Source organism: Pseudomonas sp. AKS31, from assembly GCF_023634765.1.
Lineage (GTDB): Bacteria > Pseudomonadota > Gammaproteobacteria > Pseudomonadales > Pseudomonadaceae > Aquipseudomonas.
This window is the reverse complement of the sequence record NZ_JAMLFX010000005.1, coordinates 322,200-335,026: the sequence shown is the minus strand read 5'-3', so window position 1 is coordinate 335,026 and position 12,827 is coordinate 322,200. Positions and strand designations below refer to the sequence as shown.

Below are 12,827 nucleotides of genomic sequence, written 5' to 3'. Positions count from 1 at the left end.
ACCATTGGCCAGACCGCGCTCATTCTGCCCCCGGCGCCCTGGCAGTGAAAAACAGCACCACCGTGCCTTGGTAATCCCCGGAGCGATACCCCCCCTCCGGCTCGATCGGGTCGATTTTCAATGCCACGCGTTTGCCTCCGCCGGCTTCTTCTTCGGACAGCACCTGGCGCGACGCGGCGTGCGAACTCAGCTCGATATCATTGAAAGAGACCCGCAGATAGATCACTTCGCCGGGGCGGCCATTCTCCAGATAAGGTTCGTAGAGCAGACGCGCTTCGATCGCGCTGCTGTCATGGCGCACATCGAAATTCCTCTGCAGCCCGCTCAGGGTCGAGCGCTGGTAGTCCCACTCAAGCCGCTGCGGCCGGTGGATCCAGTCCGGTTCTGCCGGAATGATGTAGAACGGGCGGCTGGGAATGTTCAGGGACACTACGAAGGTGTGCTCCTCGCGCGCGGCCCACGCCCCGGTGACGGTCAGCGCAGTGGCGGCCATCAGCGCGGCGGCGGTGCATTGCTTGATCATGTTGGTTACCCGATGCGTCAATGGAAACACCTAGCGACTGGCGATCTTGATGGTTTTCTTCTCGCTGCCTTCGATCAGGAAGAAGCTGTATTCGCGGCCCTTTTCCTTGTCGAAGGCAAAGGTCTTGCCCGCCAGCACATGGTGTTTGGTGGTCGCGCCGCAGTCGTTTTCCTTGCTCAGCGAACAGCTTTTGAATTCATCGACGATCAGCACGGTATTGCCATCGTTGCGCAGCTCGTAGCGGCTGTTGGTGTCATTGATGACGGTGGCATAACGCGCGTCCTTGGGCCGCACAAAGAAGATCGTGCCGAAACCCGTCATCACGTTGACCCCGGCCGAGAGCGAGTTTTTATAGTCTTCGCGCTCCTCACTGCTGACCACAAAGTCGTCTTCCTTTTCCGGCACCACCGGGACGAAACGCACGCGGAAATAACGCTCGCGGTCACGCTCACCCATGTACAGCAAACGCGTGCCCTGCATGCCTTGCGCCGGGACGATCAGCCGCGCCGGGCTGGCCATCACGCCATTGCGCGACGCGCCATCGGCGGCGTTTTGCACAGGCACTTCCTTCGGCACGCCATCGGCGCCGTAAATGATTTCCAGCACGTTGATCTTGACGAATGCCGTGGCGTCGCCGCTGTTGAACACCCGTTTCAGGTAGGTACTCTTATCGGCGTCGAGATAGTCGTAGACGGTGCCGACATTGATTTGCGGGCCGGCCTGCGCTGTCAGGCAACACATGCTGAGCAGGCCCAGCAGAAAACCACGGTTCATCGCGTTCAACTCCTTGAATATCGAAAAAGGCCGGACTGGAATGCTCACGCATCCGAGTCCCAGATAATGGTGATGTTGCCGCGCAGCCGGTCGTTCTTGCCGGGTCGCAGGAGAAAATCGATGGCCGAAGGTTCCAGCTCGAAATGCAGCGTGCCGGGCTTGCGATCCACATAGATGCCTGGCTGGAACGGGCCCATCCAGTTGTTGAAATTCAATGGAATTCTGTTGACCGGGCCATTGCCGGGGCCGTCGATTCCCGCGGGCAAAGTCATCGAGACCCTGACCGATGTGGTGTCGCCCAAGGAGCTACCGAGGTTGCAGTAGGGCCCGCCCTGGGAATCGCACATCATCATCACTTTGAAGCGCGAAGACGCCGAGATGAAGAACGGTTGATCGCGAAAGATCCTTCTCGGCTTGCGCCCGGCGTCGAGCCACGGCGCCCATCCGCCCTCGGGTTCCAGCGACACTTCGTTGCCACCCGGTGGCAGGTCGACCTTCAGGGTGTGCTGAACGTCCAGTACGAAATCCAGATCCAGGCTGGCATCATCCGGGTTCAGCAATGGCCCGAAATCGAAATCGCTGGTGGGTCCGATGCTGTAGGACATCGAGCCGGTATAGAGGCCTGACGACATGCCCAGCGGATTGGGTGTACGCAACTCGTAGGCAAAATCCAGCGTCTCGAACGCGATAGACGGAATGCTGTAGGCCGCATATTTGGTGCAAGGCGCTTCCACGGGTGTTTTCCAGAAAAAACTGTACGTGTGGGAACTGAGGGGCATGTTGCCGCTGAACCGACAAGGCTCAGGGGCATAAACCCAGCTACTGTTTGTCCAGAGGGCTCTGTGCCCCGCATCGATGGGGCCGGTGACCCCTGTCAGTTCATTGGCCGAGTGGCTCAAGCGATACGTTGAACCGATCCCGGTAATGCGGATCTCGACAGTTTCCGCCTCCTGCGTGTCGGCGTTGGTCACTGTCAGCCTTTGCCAGTTGGCAGGGGCCTTCACCGGTATGCCATCACCTGGAATCAGAGATCGACTCTGGTTGAAATTCACTGGCACACGAATACTGAACGTAAGGTTTTCTGCGCACTGGGTCGGGTAATTGGCGCAGTAACCGCTGTTCGGCGTCTGGTTGATGAACACGTTCTTCGAGGGCTGGGCAGGGTCCGGCCGAAACATGGCGCGAATTTCCTGACTCGCGCCGTGGGCGGTGGATGCCCCCATCAGCAGCACCAGTGCGCAGCCTCGTTTGAATACCTTCATGATCAACCTGCCTTCTGTTCGGTGGAGGTGGCGTCAGCGAGCGTGTCCGGCGTGCAACGCAGATCGCCGATCATCAGCACATTGTTTTCACTGCGATGGTTGTTGGCTTCGAGGCGGAACTGGCAGAGCAACTGGTTGCCCTGACGCACTTCCAGGGTCGGTGAACCGGCGTTCATTTCCATCGAGAAGAACCCGTCGACTTCGGTCACCCCTCGGCTGGCGTGGTTGATCACGTGGTGGCCTTTGAGCGGCAGCCCTTGGCCATCCACCAGTCGGCCGAGCACGGTCAGGGTTTTCATCACGCGGACCTTGCGGTACTCCACCCCGCCCTTGTTCAGGTGATAGCGGGTGCGCGGCGGTTCGATGGTGGCTGCCGGCACGTGGTTGCCCTCGAAGTCGAAACTCACCGAGCTGTTCTGGTATGCGGTGATCGGGATGAAATTGCGCCCCGGCTTCAACACCGAACCGCCACCGGTGTAATCGTCGGCGCGCAGGACGATGTCCTCGATGTCCGACTCGACGTCGACGATCAGCCCGGCGCCGCGTACCTCGGTCTGGCTGGTCATGAGCACTTGCTGTCCGCCAACCACCAGCGTGCTGTCGAGGTTGAGGCCGCCGGTGAAGTTGCCGTTGTAGGAGGAGCGCTGGATAAAGCCGTCGCCGTTGACCGCATCGGTGCGGAAGTTGGCCAGGCTCGATACGCCCACGCCATAGGTGTCGGTGAGTGCCGTGAGCGACACGTTCTGCAGGACGTGATCCTGAAAATCCTTGCGCCAGCCGAGCGAGGCATTGTTGTCACGCGCGCCATCACGGGCCGTGCGCGAACCGATACTGCCGGTGATCTGCTGACCGGGTGCGCCGAGCGCCATGTTGATGCTCAGGTCGACCCCGCGATTGCGCGCATCGCCGCTGCTGAAACTGCCCGGCCGATCAAAAATCGACAGACGCCAACTGGCATCGCTGCCCAGCACCATCACGCGCTGGGTCCAGCCCAGATCCACGCCCATGCCTTCAACGTTGCCCTCGCTGTGCGAGACCCGCGCGTTGACCGAGCTCTTGCTGCTGAGGCGATGGTTGAGCGCCAGCGATGAATTGCTGGTCTGGCCGACGAACACATTGCGCGGGCGCACCCGGGTGCCGTCCGGCAACGTATCGTAGGTATTGGTGGTGTCGAGCCAGCTGCGGTTATGGCTGACGACAAGACTGCCGGAGCCATAGTTGTAAAGGCTTTGCAGATCGAGACCGGTGCCGTAATCCTCGGTCTTGTAGACGTTGGCGTACAGGTTGATGTGATTGGCCAGGGTCCAGTCGATGGACGTGCCGTATTGGAGCTTTTCGCGAATCTGTCGCGCCGACAGCCCGAGAATGACGCGCGGATGCAGCAGGTAATTCACCGACGCGCCCGCCGTCGGGCTGCCGCTGGCCTGGGTGTCCCAGTTGCTCAGCAGTTTCTGTTCTTCGCCGGCGAAGACGTTGTAGCGCCAGCGCTCGTCGAGGTTGCGCCAGTTGTTGGGCTTGTACACCAACTCCTGGGTGGTGGAAGTGATCTGGCCGTCTTCGATCAGGTGCACTTCCACTTCATAGATGCCGCCGGGCAGTGGCCGGGTGTCGAGGGTCTGCAAACCGGCCGGCACCGACTGCGTATTGATCAGCAGACCGTCGCGCCAGATCTCCACCGAGCCCTGGCGGTTGGCGGTGACATAAATCGGATAAACACTGGGCATCGGGCTGTTGATGGCCAGGCTGTCGGAGCTGCCGTACATCACACCGACAGCGGTGTCGGGGCTGGTGCCGAACGTGCGCGGCTGGCGCGTCAGCCCTTCGGAATTGGGGGTGAAATAGCCCAGCCGGAAAAAACTGCCTTGCAGTTCGCGCTGGGTGTGCAGCTCTTGGATGGCGTGATAAAGCTTGTCGTCCGGACCGCCAAGACGAGCCACTTGCAGATTGAGCGTCTGGCTCCAGTTGCCCAGGCTTGAACTGGCCTCAAGGCCGAAGCGTCCGCCGAGATCCTGATCCTGACCGCCATTGAGGTTGAGCTGGTTACGCACCATCAAGCCGTGACTGCCGCTGTCGGGCTGTGCGTAATAACGCTTGGCCTCGACATCGCGTTCGGCGTTCTCGGTGAGAATCGAGACCAGCGAACTTTCCAGGTTGTAGTGCACCGCCAGAAACTGATCCGGGCAGGAACCGCTGCACGCCCCCAGCGGCACGCCGGGTTTGAGGTAGCTCGCCCACTTTTCACGCTCGGCGGGGCCAAAGCGGTTTTCGCTGGTGTCGGTGAATTCGAGCAGGGTGATGCGATCGTCGCGGGACAACACCACCATGGCCTCACCCAACGGCTGCTGATCGACTTCGACCCTTACCGCCAGAGGCACATCAAAGAAATGCTCTTCGAAATCCGCCGGCAAACCCTTGGCCTGCGCCAGCAGACTGCGGGGTGTGGTACCGGTGGAGTTGGACGCCACGGCTGCGCTGGCACAAAACAACAGCGCAAGCGCAGCCGCGATGGGTGTCATCGGGAACATGAACTCGTACTCTGATTTACAAACAAGGAAAGTCCGGCGGGGCCAACACTAAGGCCTGCCCCGTCGGTGAGCGTCACTTGTATAAGTGCACGCTTAATGCCCGATCAATGTGATCAGTTGCCACCAACCGGCGGCACAGCATCAAAGATCATCGCCACGGAACCGGTGTAATCACCCGGCTGGAAGTTGCTGCCTACGGCGCTGATGTTCAGCGGCGCACGGTAGTTGACGTCGGACTCCGACTCACCCACCACCAGTTGCGGAGTCAAGGTCAACTCCTTGTTGTTAAGCAGCACGCGCAGGTCAATGGAGGTATTGCCGGCGATCAGTTTCGGCTGGCTTTCGAGGCTGGCGTGTACCGAACCGTTGTTGTTGCGCACATCGAAGTAACCATTGACGTCACGCATCTTGCCGGTGGTCGGCTGGTAGCTCATATCCTGGTCCTTGTTGACCAGATCCGGGTCGGTCGGCACTACATAGAAACCGTTGGTCGGCACATGAGCGACAAGGCTGATCGTGTGCTGCGCTTCACCAGCAGCGAATACGCCAGTAGAACCCAGAGCCAGAAGAGCCAGTGGAGCGGCGATTGCGAGTTTCTTGAACATCGTTATGTACCTGTTTTCTTGATAGGGGGATGAACATTGAAAGTTCAAGACAATCACTGCCCGAGTCGCTGCCCGAGTTGAGCCAGGTCAAACTTGAACTTTCAATGCCGGGGCATCATCGACTGTTACCTCTGGAAAGTAAGCAAGTAACTTCCGATAACCTCGTAGTTAAACAACCCCATGACCCGCCAGAAAAAAGAACGAAATAACGATATTCGAAACAGTAACTGTAAGTTATCCCCTACAGACAGTTAAAGTTAAAAAACCATACAGCAACTTCGCCCCGACAGTGCGGCAACTTAGCGCCATTTAGAACATATACTCTACATCAATAGAGTGATGACTTTAACTTTCGAGTTATCGCCGACTTACATCCCGCTGAAAAATCAGCGCTTGCATTGGCGGGTCGGCTGCCACTCGTCAGCCGAGGTCGCGAAGCGGGGGAAAACGTCTTGCGCAGACCTTAAGATATATCTTAAGTTGTATCTAAACACGACGAGAGAAGACAGAAATGAGAGACCATCATTCCCCCCACCGCGAACACGGCGACGGTCGTGACGGCTTCGAGAAGCGCCCCGGACGCGAGCGCGGCGGCCGTGGCCCCCGGGTGTTCGCCCCCGGTGATCTGAAACTGCTGTTGCTGGCGCTGGTCGCCGAACAGCCGTGCCACGGCTACGACCTGATCCGCCAGATCGAAGGCATGTTCGACGGCGCGTACAGCCCGAGCCCCGGGGTGATCTACCCGACCCTGACCTTTCTCGAAGAGAGCGAACTGATCACCGGCGACGCCGAGGGCGGCAAAAAACGTTACAGCGTCACCGAGGCCGGTCGTTTATCACTTAGCGAGCAAGCGGTCGCGCTGGACGGCGTGCGCATGCGTATCGATGTGAGCAAACGCTCACTGCGCGGCCATGATCGTCCGCCGGAAATTCACGAAGCCGTACACAACCTGCGCCATGCCCTACAAATGCACCACGGCCGCTGGAGCGCCGCAGAAATCCTGCGTGTGCGTGACCTGCTCAACGACACCGCCAAAGCCATCGTCGACGGCCCTGCCGTTCAACCTGCCCCGGAGAAAGCCGAATGACTGCAGTCGATACCCAAACCATTCACCGCGTGATGCACGAAATCAAACGCCGCAAGTTAGAGGTTCTGCGCGTCGTCGACCTGACCCCGCGCATGCGCCGCATCACCCTCGGCGGGCCGGAGCTGGCCGGGTTCATCAGCCTCGGCAGCGATGATCACGTCAAACTGTTGTTCCCGCAGAACGCCGAACAAGCCGCCGCGCTGGAGACGATGGTGCTAGGCGCCGGCAAGGACGATGGACCGAAGCCGCCAATGCGCGACTACACCCCGCGTCGCTACGACCTCGATGCGCTGGAACTGGACATCGATTTTGTTCTGCACGGTGACGGCCCTGCGTCGACCTGGGCCGAACAGGTCCAACCCGGGCAGTTCCTGCACATCGGCGGCCCGCGCGGTTCGATGATCGTCCCGGACATCTTCGACAGCTACTTGCTGATCGGCGACGAAACCGCCCTGCCCGCCATCGCCCGCCGCCTCGAAGGCCTGGCGGCCAATCGCAAGGCGCTGGTGGTGATCGAAGTGGAAAACGGCGCCGAACAGCAAGTGCTGGAAAGTGCGGCACAGGTCAATGTGATCTGGGTGTTGCGCGAGGGTGGCAAGGACAACCTGCTGACCACGGTTAAGCAATTGCAGGTGCCCAAGGGCAATCTGTATGCGTGGGTCGCGACAGAGACCAAGGTTTCGCGGCAGATCCGCCGGGTGCTGATCGATGAGCACGGGCTGGATGAGCAACTGATTAAAGCGGTCGGCTACTGGCGCGCCGAAGGCACCTCCGAAGAGGAGTAAATCCCCAGATCAAAAGATCGCAGCCTTCGGCAGCTCCTACATTGGAATGCGTATACCTGCAGGAGCTGCCGAAGGCTGCGATCTTTTGATTTTCATCGCCGTAATCGGTCCAAGCCAATGACCAACAACCCAATCACCACAAACCCCACCAATATCCCCCCGGCATTGAGCAGCACCTGTGGATAACCCAACACCGCCACATCAATGAACGGATACGCATACGCGCCGAGCAGATGCCCGCGCAGCAAGGCGTAGATGAAATACACCAGCGGATAAATCAGCCACACCAGCAGGTGCCACAAGCGCAGCGTGCCTTTCGGTACGCACAGCCACCAATAGCCAAGAAACAGCAGCGGCATCACGTCGTGCAGCAACTCGTCAGCGATAAATTGCCAACCCTGCGGGTGCCACAAATGCCGCAGCAAAATGCTGTAGGCGAGGCCGACCACCGCAATGCTCACGGCAATCCCGCTACTCACCCAGGGCTGCAAAAACCAGCGGCGCAAGGCAGATTCACGCGCGGTCACGGCGCAGGTCAGCACCGTCGCCACCAGTGTGTTGGTCAGTATCGTGAAGTAACTGAAAAAGCTCACCAGCCCACCCAACAGGCTGGCACCGACGCTCAAACGCGCGAAGAAAATCAGGTAAAGCTGAATGCCCAAGCCTGCCCAGCCCAACACAGCGGCGAGGGTGATCAGGCGGCGGCGCCAACAACCGGTATCCATTTCAGAGCGGTCGCTTGGTGCGCATCAACTTCACGTACAGACGCTCGATCTTCTCCCGCGCCCACGGGGTTTTGCGCAGAAATGTCAGGCTCGACTTGATGCTCGGATCACTCTTGAAGCAGCGAATATCGATGCGCTCGGCTAGCCCCGACCATTCGTAATGGGCCACCAAGGCATTGAGGATCTGTTCGAGGGTGACGCCGTGCAGCGGATCGGGGGTGTGTTCGTTCATGCCAGGCCTTTGGACGAAGTGAAAATGCACAAGCCGCGCACCTTAGCCGAGGGGGTGATCGGGTGGAAGGGCTTCCTTCAAATGTAGGTCAAGGTCAAAAGATCGCAGCGTTCCGCAGCTCCTACACGTTTATGCATTTCAACGTGGGAGCTGCCGAACGTTGCGATCTTTTCGCACTGTTACCGAATCCGAAACGCTGCATGTTCACAAAAGGCCTTTGTCTTTTTGTAACAGATCATTATCCTGCCGCCCTTCCGCTGAATCGCTTCACTGCCTGCGACATATTGAAGCGCTCGAATTGCACCCCGAAAACACCAAAAAAAGACTGAGCCATGCCCGATTTTTCCTTTTACCGAGACAGCGCTATCTCAACCCTGCGCACCCTTGGCGGCTGTACCGCCCTCGGCCTTGCCACTTGCGCCCAGGCGGCACCCGCGTTCGACAGTGAATCGCCGTACATGCTCGGCGACTGGAACGGCACGCGTACCGAACTCTCGGAAAAAGGCTACGACTTCAAACTCGATTACACCGGCGAAATGGGCAGCAACCTGCACGGTGGCTACGACCACGACCGCACTGCGCGCTATAGCGATCAATTCGGCCTGGGCACGCACCTGGACCTGCAAAAGATCCTCGGCTGGGACGACGCCGAGTTTCAACTGACCATCACCAAGCGCAGCGGCAACAACATCAGCAACGACCGCATCAACGATCCGCGCGTTGGCGGCTTCACCTCGGCCCAGGAAGTCTGGGGCCGTGGCCAGACCACGCGCCTGACGCAGATGTGGTACCAGCAGAAATTCTTCGATCAGAAACTCGACATCAAGGTCGGCCGTTTCGGCGAAGGCGAAGACTTCAACAGCTTCCCGTGCGACTTCCAGAACCTCGCGTTCTGCGGCTCCCAGGTCGGCAACTGGGTCGGCGGCATCTGGTACAACTGGCCGGTCAGCCAATGGGCATTGCGCGTCAAATATCACCTGACCCCAGAGCTGTATGCACAGGTCGGCGCCTACGAGCAGAACCCGTCGAACCTCGATCGCGGCAACGGCTTCAAACTCAGCGGCAGCGGCACCCAAGGCGCGATCCTGCCGATCGAACTGGTGTGGACGCCGAAACTCAACGGCCTGCCGGGCGAATACCGCGCCGGTTACTACTACAGCAACGCCAACGCCAGCGACGTCTATAAAGACAGCCACGGCCAACCGGCCGCCCTCAGCGGCGAAGCCTACCGCAGCGCATCAAGCAAACACGGCGTGTGGCTGGGCATCCAACAGCAGATCACCAGCGTGGCCAGCGACAACAGTCGTGGTTTGAGCGTGTTCGCCAACGGCACGATGCACGACAAGAAAACCAACGCGATCGACAACTATGTGCAGGCCGGCATTACCTATAAAGGCCCGTTCGATGCGCGCGCCAAGGATGACATCGGTTTCGCCCTCGCCCGCGTGCACGTCAACCCGGCCTTGCGCAAAAACGCTGAAGCGAGCAACCGAGCCAACGCCGTTTACGACTACGACGACCCGTCCTTCCTGCCGCCACAAGACACCGAATACAGCGCCGAGCTGTATTACGGCGTGCACGTGACGAACTGGCTGACCGTGCGCCCGAACCTGCAATACATCCGCCACCCCGGTGGCGTGGACAAGGTTGATGACGCCCTGATCGCGGGACTGAAGATCCAGTCCTCGTTCTAACCAACACCGCAAAAACCTGTGGGAGCTGGCTTGCCAGCGATAGCGGTGGGTCAGTCACTGAAAATGCCCACTGATAGACCGCCATCGCTGGCAAGCCAGCTCCCACAGGGGGCGAAGGAAAATTCGTTAGCTAGGCAAGTTTTTATCTGAACCATGCCTGCGCCAAATCGTCATCTAAAGTGACTACAGCGCGGGACTACATAAACGTCACGGAGAATCACACTATGAGCACCGAAAGTGCTTCGAGTCGGGGCCGTCTGCTACCGAGCCTGCTCGGCATTCTGCTTCTACTGATGGGCCTGGCCATGCTGGCCGGGGGGGTCAAGCTGAGCATGCTCGGCGGCTCGCTGTACTACCTGCTGGCCGGTATCGGCATCGCGCTGTCCGGCATTCTGCTGCTGATGCGCCGTCGCGCGGCGCTGGGCCTGTACGCCATCGTCTTGTTTGCCAGCACCGTTTGGGCGCTGTGGGAAGTCGGTCTGGACTGGTGGCAACTGGTGCCGCGCCTGGCCCTGTGGTTTGTCCTCGGTTTTGTGATGTTGCTGCCGTGGTTCCGCCGTCCATTGCTGCTCGCAGGCCCGGCGCCGATGGGCACTGGCGGCCTGACCGTGGCCGTGATTCTGGCCGGCGTTACCGCACTGGCCAGCCTGTTCACCCATCCGGGCGAAACCTTCGGCGAACTGGGCCGCGACACCGCGGACACCACCAGCACCGCGCCAGCCATGCCCGATGGCGACTGGCAGGCCTATGGCCGCACCGAGTTCGGTGACCGTTACTCGCCGCTGAAGCAGATCACCCCGGCCAACGTCGGCAAGCTGCAAGAAGCCTGGCGCATCCAGACCGGCGACCTGCCGACCGCCGATGATCCGGTCGAGCTGACCAATGAAAACACCCCGCTGAAAGCCAACGGCATGATCTACGCCTGCACCGCGCACAGCAAAGTGTTGGCCCTGGACCCGGACACCGGCAAAGAACTGTGGCGCTTCGACCCGCAGATCAAGAGCCCGGTCGGCTTCAAAGGCTTCGCGCACATGACTTGCCGTGGCGTGTCGTATTACGACGAAGCCGCGTACGCCAAGACTGAAAACGCAGCTTCCGCTGTGATTTCCGAAGCCGGCAAAGCCGTTGCTCAGGCCTGCCCGCGTCGTCTGTACCTGCCAACCGCTGATGCCCGCCTGATCGCCCTGAACGCCGACACCGGCAAGATCTGCGAAGGCTTCGGCAACAACGGCGTGGTTGACCTGACCCAGGGCATCGGCCCGTTCACCGCCGGTGGTTACTACTCCACCTCGCCAGCGGCGATTACCCGTGATCTGGTGATCATGGGCGGTCACGTGACCGACAACGAATCGACCAACGAGCCATCGGGCGTGATCCGCGCCTTCGACGTACGCGACGGCCACCTCGTATGGAACTGGGACAGCGACAAGCCAGACGCCACCGAGCCATTGGCACCGGGCGAAACCTACAGCCGCAACTCGGCGAACATGTGGTCGCTGGCCAGCGTCGACGAAAAACTCGGCATGGTTTACCTGCCACTGGGCAACCAGACTCCAGACCAGTGGGGCGCTGACCGCACCCCGGGCGCCGAGAAATTCAGCGCCGGCGTCGTAGCCCTCGACCTGGCCACCGGTAAAGTGCGCTGGAACTACCAGTTCACCCACCACGACCTGTGGGACATGGACGTTGGCAGCCAGCCAACCCTGCTCGACATGAAAACCGCCGACGGCGTGAAACCTGCGCTGATCGCTCCGACCAAACAGGGCAGCCTGTACGTCCTCGACCGTCGTGACGGCACGCCGATCATCCCGATCAAGGAAATCCCGGTTCCGCAAGGCGCCGTCAAAGGCGACTTCACCGCACCGACCCAGGCCCGTTCGGACCTCAACCTGCTGGCCCCGGAACTGACCGAAAAAGCCATGTGGGGCGCGAGCCCGTTCGACCAGATGCTGTGCCGCATCCAGTTCAAGGAACTGCGTTATGAAGGCCAGTACACCCCGCCGTCGGAACAGGGCAGCCTGATCTACCCGGGTAACGTCGGCGTGTTCAACTGGGGCGGCGTCTCGGTCGACCCGGTTCGCCAGATGCTGTTCACCAGCCCGAACTACATGGCCTTCGTGTCGAAAATGGTGCCACGCGAGCAAGTCGCCGCCGGCAGCAAACGCGAAAGCGAAACCGCTGGCGTGCAGCCAAACACTGGCGCGCCGTACGCGGTGATCATGCACCCGTTCATGTCGCCATTCGGCGTACCGTGCCAGGCCCCGGCCTGGGGCTACGTGGCCGGTATCGACCTGACCACCGGCAAAGTCGTGTGGAAACGCAAAAACGGCACCAGCCGCGACAGCTCGCCAATCCCGATCGGTTTCACCCTGGGTGTACCGAGCATGGGCGGTTCGATGGTGACGGCCGGCGGCGTCGGCTTCCTCAGCGGCACCCTCGACCAGTACCTGCGTGCGTACGACGTGAACAGCGGTAAAGAGCTGTGGAAATCGCGTCTGCCGGCTGGCGGCCAGGCAACCCCGATGACGTATACCGGCAAGGACGGCAAGCAATACGTGCTGCTGGTTGTCGGCGGTCACGGCTCGCTGGGCACCAAGATGGGTGACTACGTGATT

Annotated in this window: 11 protein-coding genes; 4 read left to right on the top strand and 7 right to left on the bottom strand. The window is 60.2% G+C overall.

Annotated features, from left to right (window positions below; translation table 11 throughout):
* Positions 1 to 19: 19 nt before the first annotated feature.
* From M9827_RS17170 to M9827_RS17150, 5 genes are all read right to left on the bottom strand, one after another.
* Positions 20 to 523, bottom strand: a complete 504-nt coding sequence (locus M9827_RS17170) for a CS1 type fimbrial major subunit (protein ID WP_250606307.1) — start codon at positions 521 to 523, stop codon at positions 20 to 22.
* Between the two features lie 30 nt (positions 524 to 553).
* Positions 554 to 1,297, bottom strand: a complete 744-nt coding sequence (locus M9827_RS17165; RefSeq protein WP_250606306.1) for a molecular chaperone — start codon at positions 1,295 to 1,297, stop codon at positions 554 to 556.
* Between the two features lie 44 nt (positions 1,298 to 1,341).
* On the bottom strand, positions 1,342 to 2,559 hold the full coding sequence (locus M9827_RS17160) for a hypothetical protein (RefSeq protein WP_250606305.1): 1,218 nt from the start codon (positions 2,557 to 2,559) through the stop codon (positions 1,342 to 1,344).
* A gap of 2 nt (positions 2,560 to 2,561) precedes the next feature.
* A complete protein-coding gene (locus M9827_RS17155) occupies positions 2,562 to 5,084 on the bottom strand; it encodes a CS1-pili formation C-terminal domain-containing protein (protein ID WP_250606304.1) in 2,523 nt (840 codons plus the stop codon).
* A 113-nt stretch (positions 5,085 to 5,197) separates the two neighbouring features.
* The gene (locus tag M9827_RS17150; RefSeq protein ID WP_250606303.1) at positions 5,198 to 5,689 is read right to left on the bottom strand and encodes a CS1 type fimbrial major subunit; all 492 of its coding nucleotides are present in this window, start codon (positions 5,687 to 5,689) and stop codon (positions 5,198 to 5,200) included.
* Positions 5,690 to 6,200: 511 nt separating this feature from the next.
* Here M9827_RS17150 and M9827_RS17145 point away from each other — a divergent pair.
* Together M9827_RS17145 and M9827_RS17140 are read left to right on the top strand one after the other, a co-directional pair.
* Positions 6,201 to 6,776 carry a PadR family transcriptional regulator gene (locus M9827_RS17145; RefSeq protein ID WP_093430616.1) on the top strand — a complete coding sequence of 192 codons (576 nt, stop codon included), beginning with the start codon at positions 6,201 to 6,203 and terminating at the stop codon, positions 6,774 to 6,776.
* Positions 6,773 to 7,561 (top strand): siderophore-interacting protein, encoded by a 789-nt coding sequence (locus tag M9827_RS17140; RefSeq protein ID WP_250606302.1) that lies wholly within the window; start codon positions 6,773 to 6,775, stop codon positions 7,559 to 7,561. Before M9827_RS17145 ends, M9827_RS17140 begins: the two co-directional genes overlap by 4 nt.
* A gap of 92 nt (positions 7,562 to 7,653) precedes the next feature.
* Here the strand turns inward: M9827_RS17140 and M9827_RS17135 are convergent, their stop codons facing one another.
* Together M9827_RS17135 and M9827_RS17130 are read right to left on the bottom strand one after the other, a co-directional pair.
* On the bottom strand, positions 7,654 to 8,286 hold the full coding sequence (locus M9827_RS17135; RefSeq protein WP_250606301.1) for a Pr6Pr family membrane protein: 633 nt from the start codon (positions 8,284 to 8,286) through the stop codon (positions 7,654 to 7,656).
* A gap of 1 nt (position 8,287) precedes the next feature.
* Positions 8,288 to 8,518, bottom strand: a complete 231-nt coding sequence (locus M9827_RS17130) for a VF530 family protein (protein ID WP_250606300.1) — start codon at positions 8,516 to 8,518, stop codon at positions 8,288 to 8,290.
* A 332-nt stretch (positions 8,519 to 8,850) separates the two neighbouring features.
* Between M9827_RS17130 and M9827_RS17125 the strand changes: the two genes are divergently transcribed.
* A complete protein-coding gene (locus M9827_RS17125) occupies positions 8,851 to 10,212 on the top strand; it encodes a carbohydrate porin (RefSeq protein ID WP_250606299.1) in 1,362 nt (453 codons plus the stop codon).
* Between the two features lie 224 nt (positions 10,213 to 10,436).
* Positions 10,437 to 12,827, top strand: a 2,391-nt coding sequence (locus M9827_RS17120) for a glucose/quinate/shikimate family membrane-bound PQQ-dependent dehydrogenase (protein ID WP_250606298.1), incomplete at its 3' end; no start/stop codon positions are given.

Excerpts from the sequence above, each read along its gene's own strand:
- M9827_RS17170 (WP_250606307.1), bottom strand. The coding sequence starts at position 523 with ATGATCAAGCAATGCACCGCCGCCGCGCTGATGGCCGCCACTGCGCTG.
- M9827_RS17165 (WP_250606306.1), bottom strand. The coding sequence starts at position 1,297 with ATGAACCGTGGTTTTCTGCTGGGCCTGCTCAGCATGTGTTGCCTGACA.
- M9827_RS17160 (WP_250606305.1), bottom strand. The coding sequence starts at position 2,559 with ATGAAGGTATTCAAACGAGGCTGCGCACTGGTGCTGCTGATGGGGGCA.
- M9827_RS17155 (WP_250606304.1), bottom strand. The coding sequence starts at position 5,084 with ATGTTCCCGATGACACCCATCGCGGCTGCGCTTGCGCTGTTGTTTTGT.
- M9827_RS17150 (WP_250606303.1), bottom strand. The coding sequence starts at position 5,689 with ATGTTCAAGAAACTCGCAATCGCCGCTCCACTGGCTCTTCTGGCTCTG.
- M9827_RS17145 (WP_093430616.1), top strand. The coding sequence starts at position 6,201 with ATGAGAGACCATCATTCCCCCCACCGCGAACACGGCGACGGTCGTGAC.
- M9827_RS17140 (WP_250606302.1), top strand. The coding sequence starts at position 6,773 with ATGACTGCAGTCGATACCCAAACCATTCACCGCGTGATGCACGAAATC.
- M9827_RS17135 (WP_250606301.1), bottom strand. The coding sequence starts at position 8,286 with ATGGATACCGGTTGTTGGCGCCGCCGCCTGATCACCCTCGCCGCTGTG.
- M9827_RS17130 (WP_250606300.1), bottom strand. The coding sequence starts at position 8,518 with ATGAACGAACACACCCCCGATCCGCTGCACGGCGTCACCCTCGAACAG.
- M9827_RS17125 (WP_250606299.1), top strand. The coding sequence starts at position 8,851 with ATGCCCGATTTTTCCTTTTACCGAGACAGCGCTATCTCAACCCTGCGC.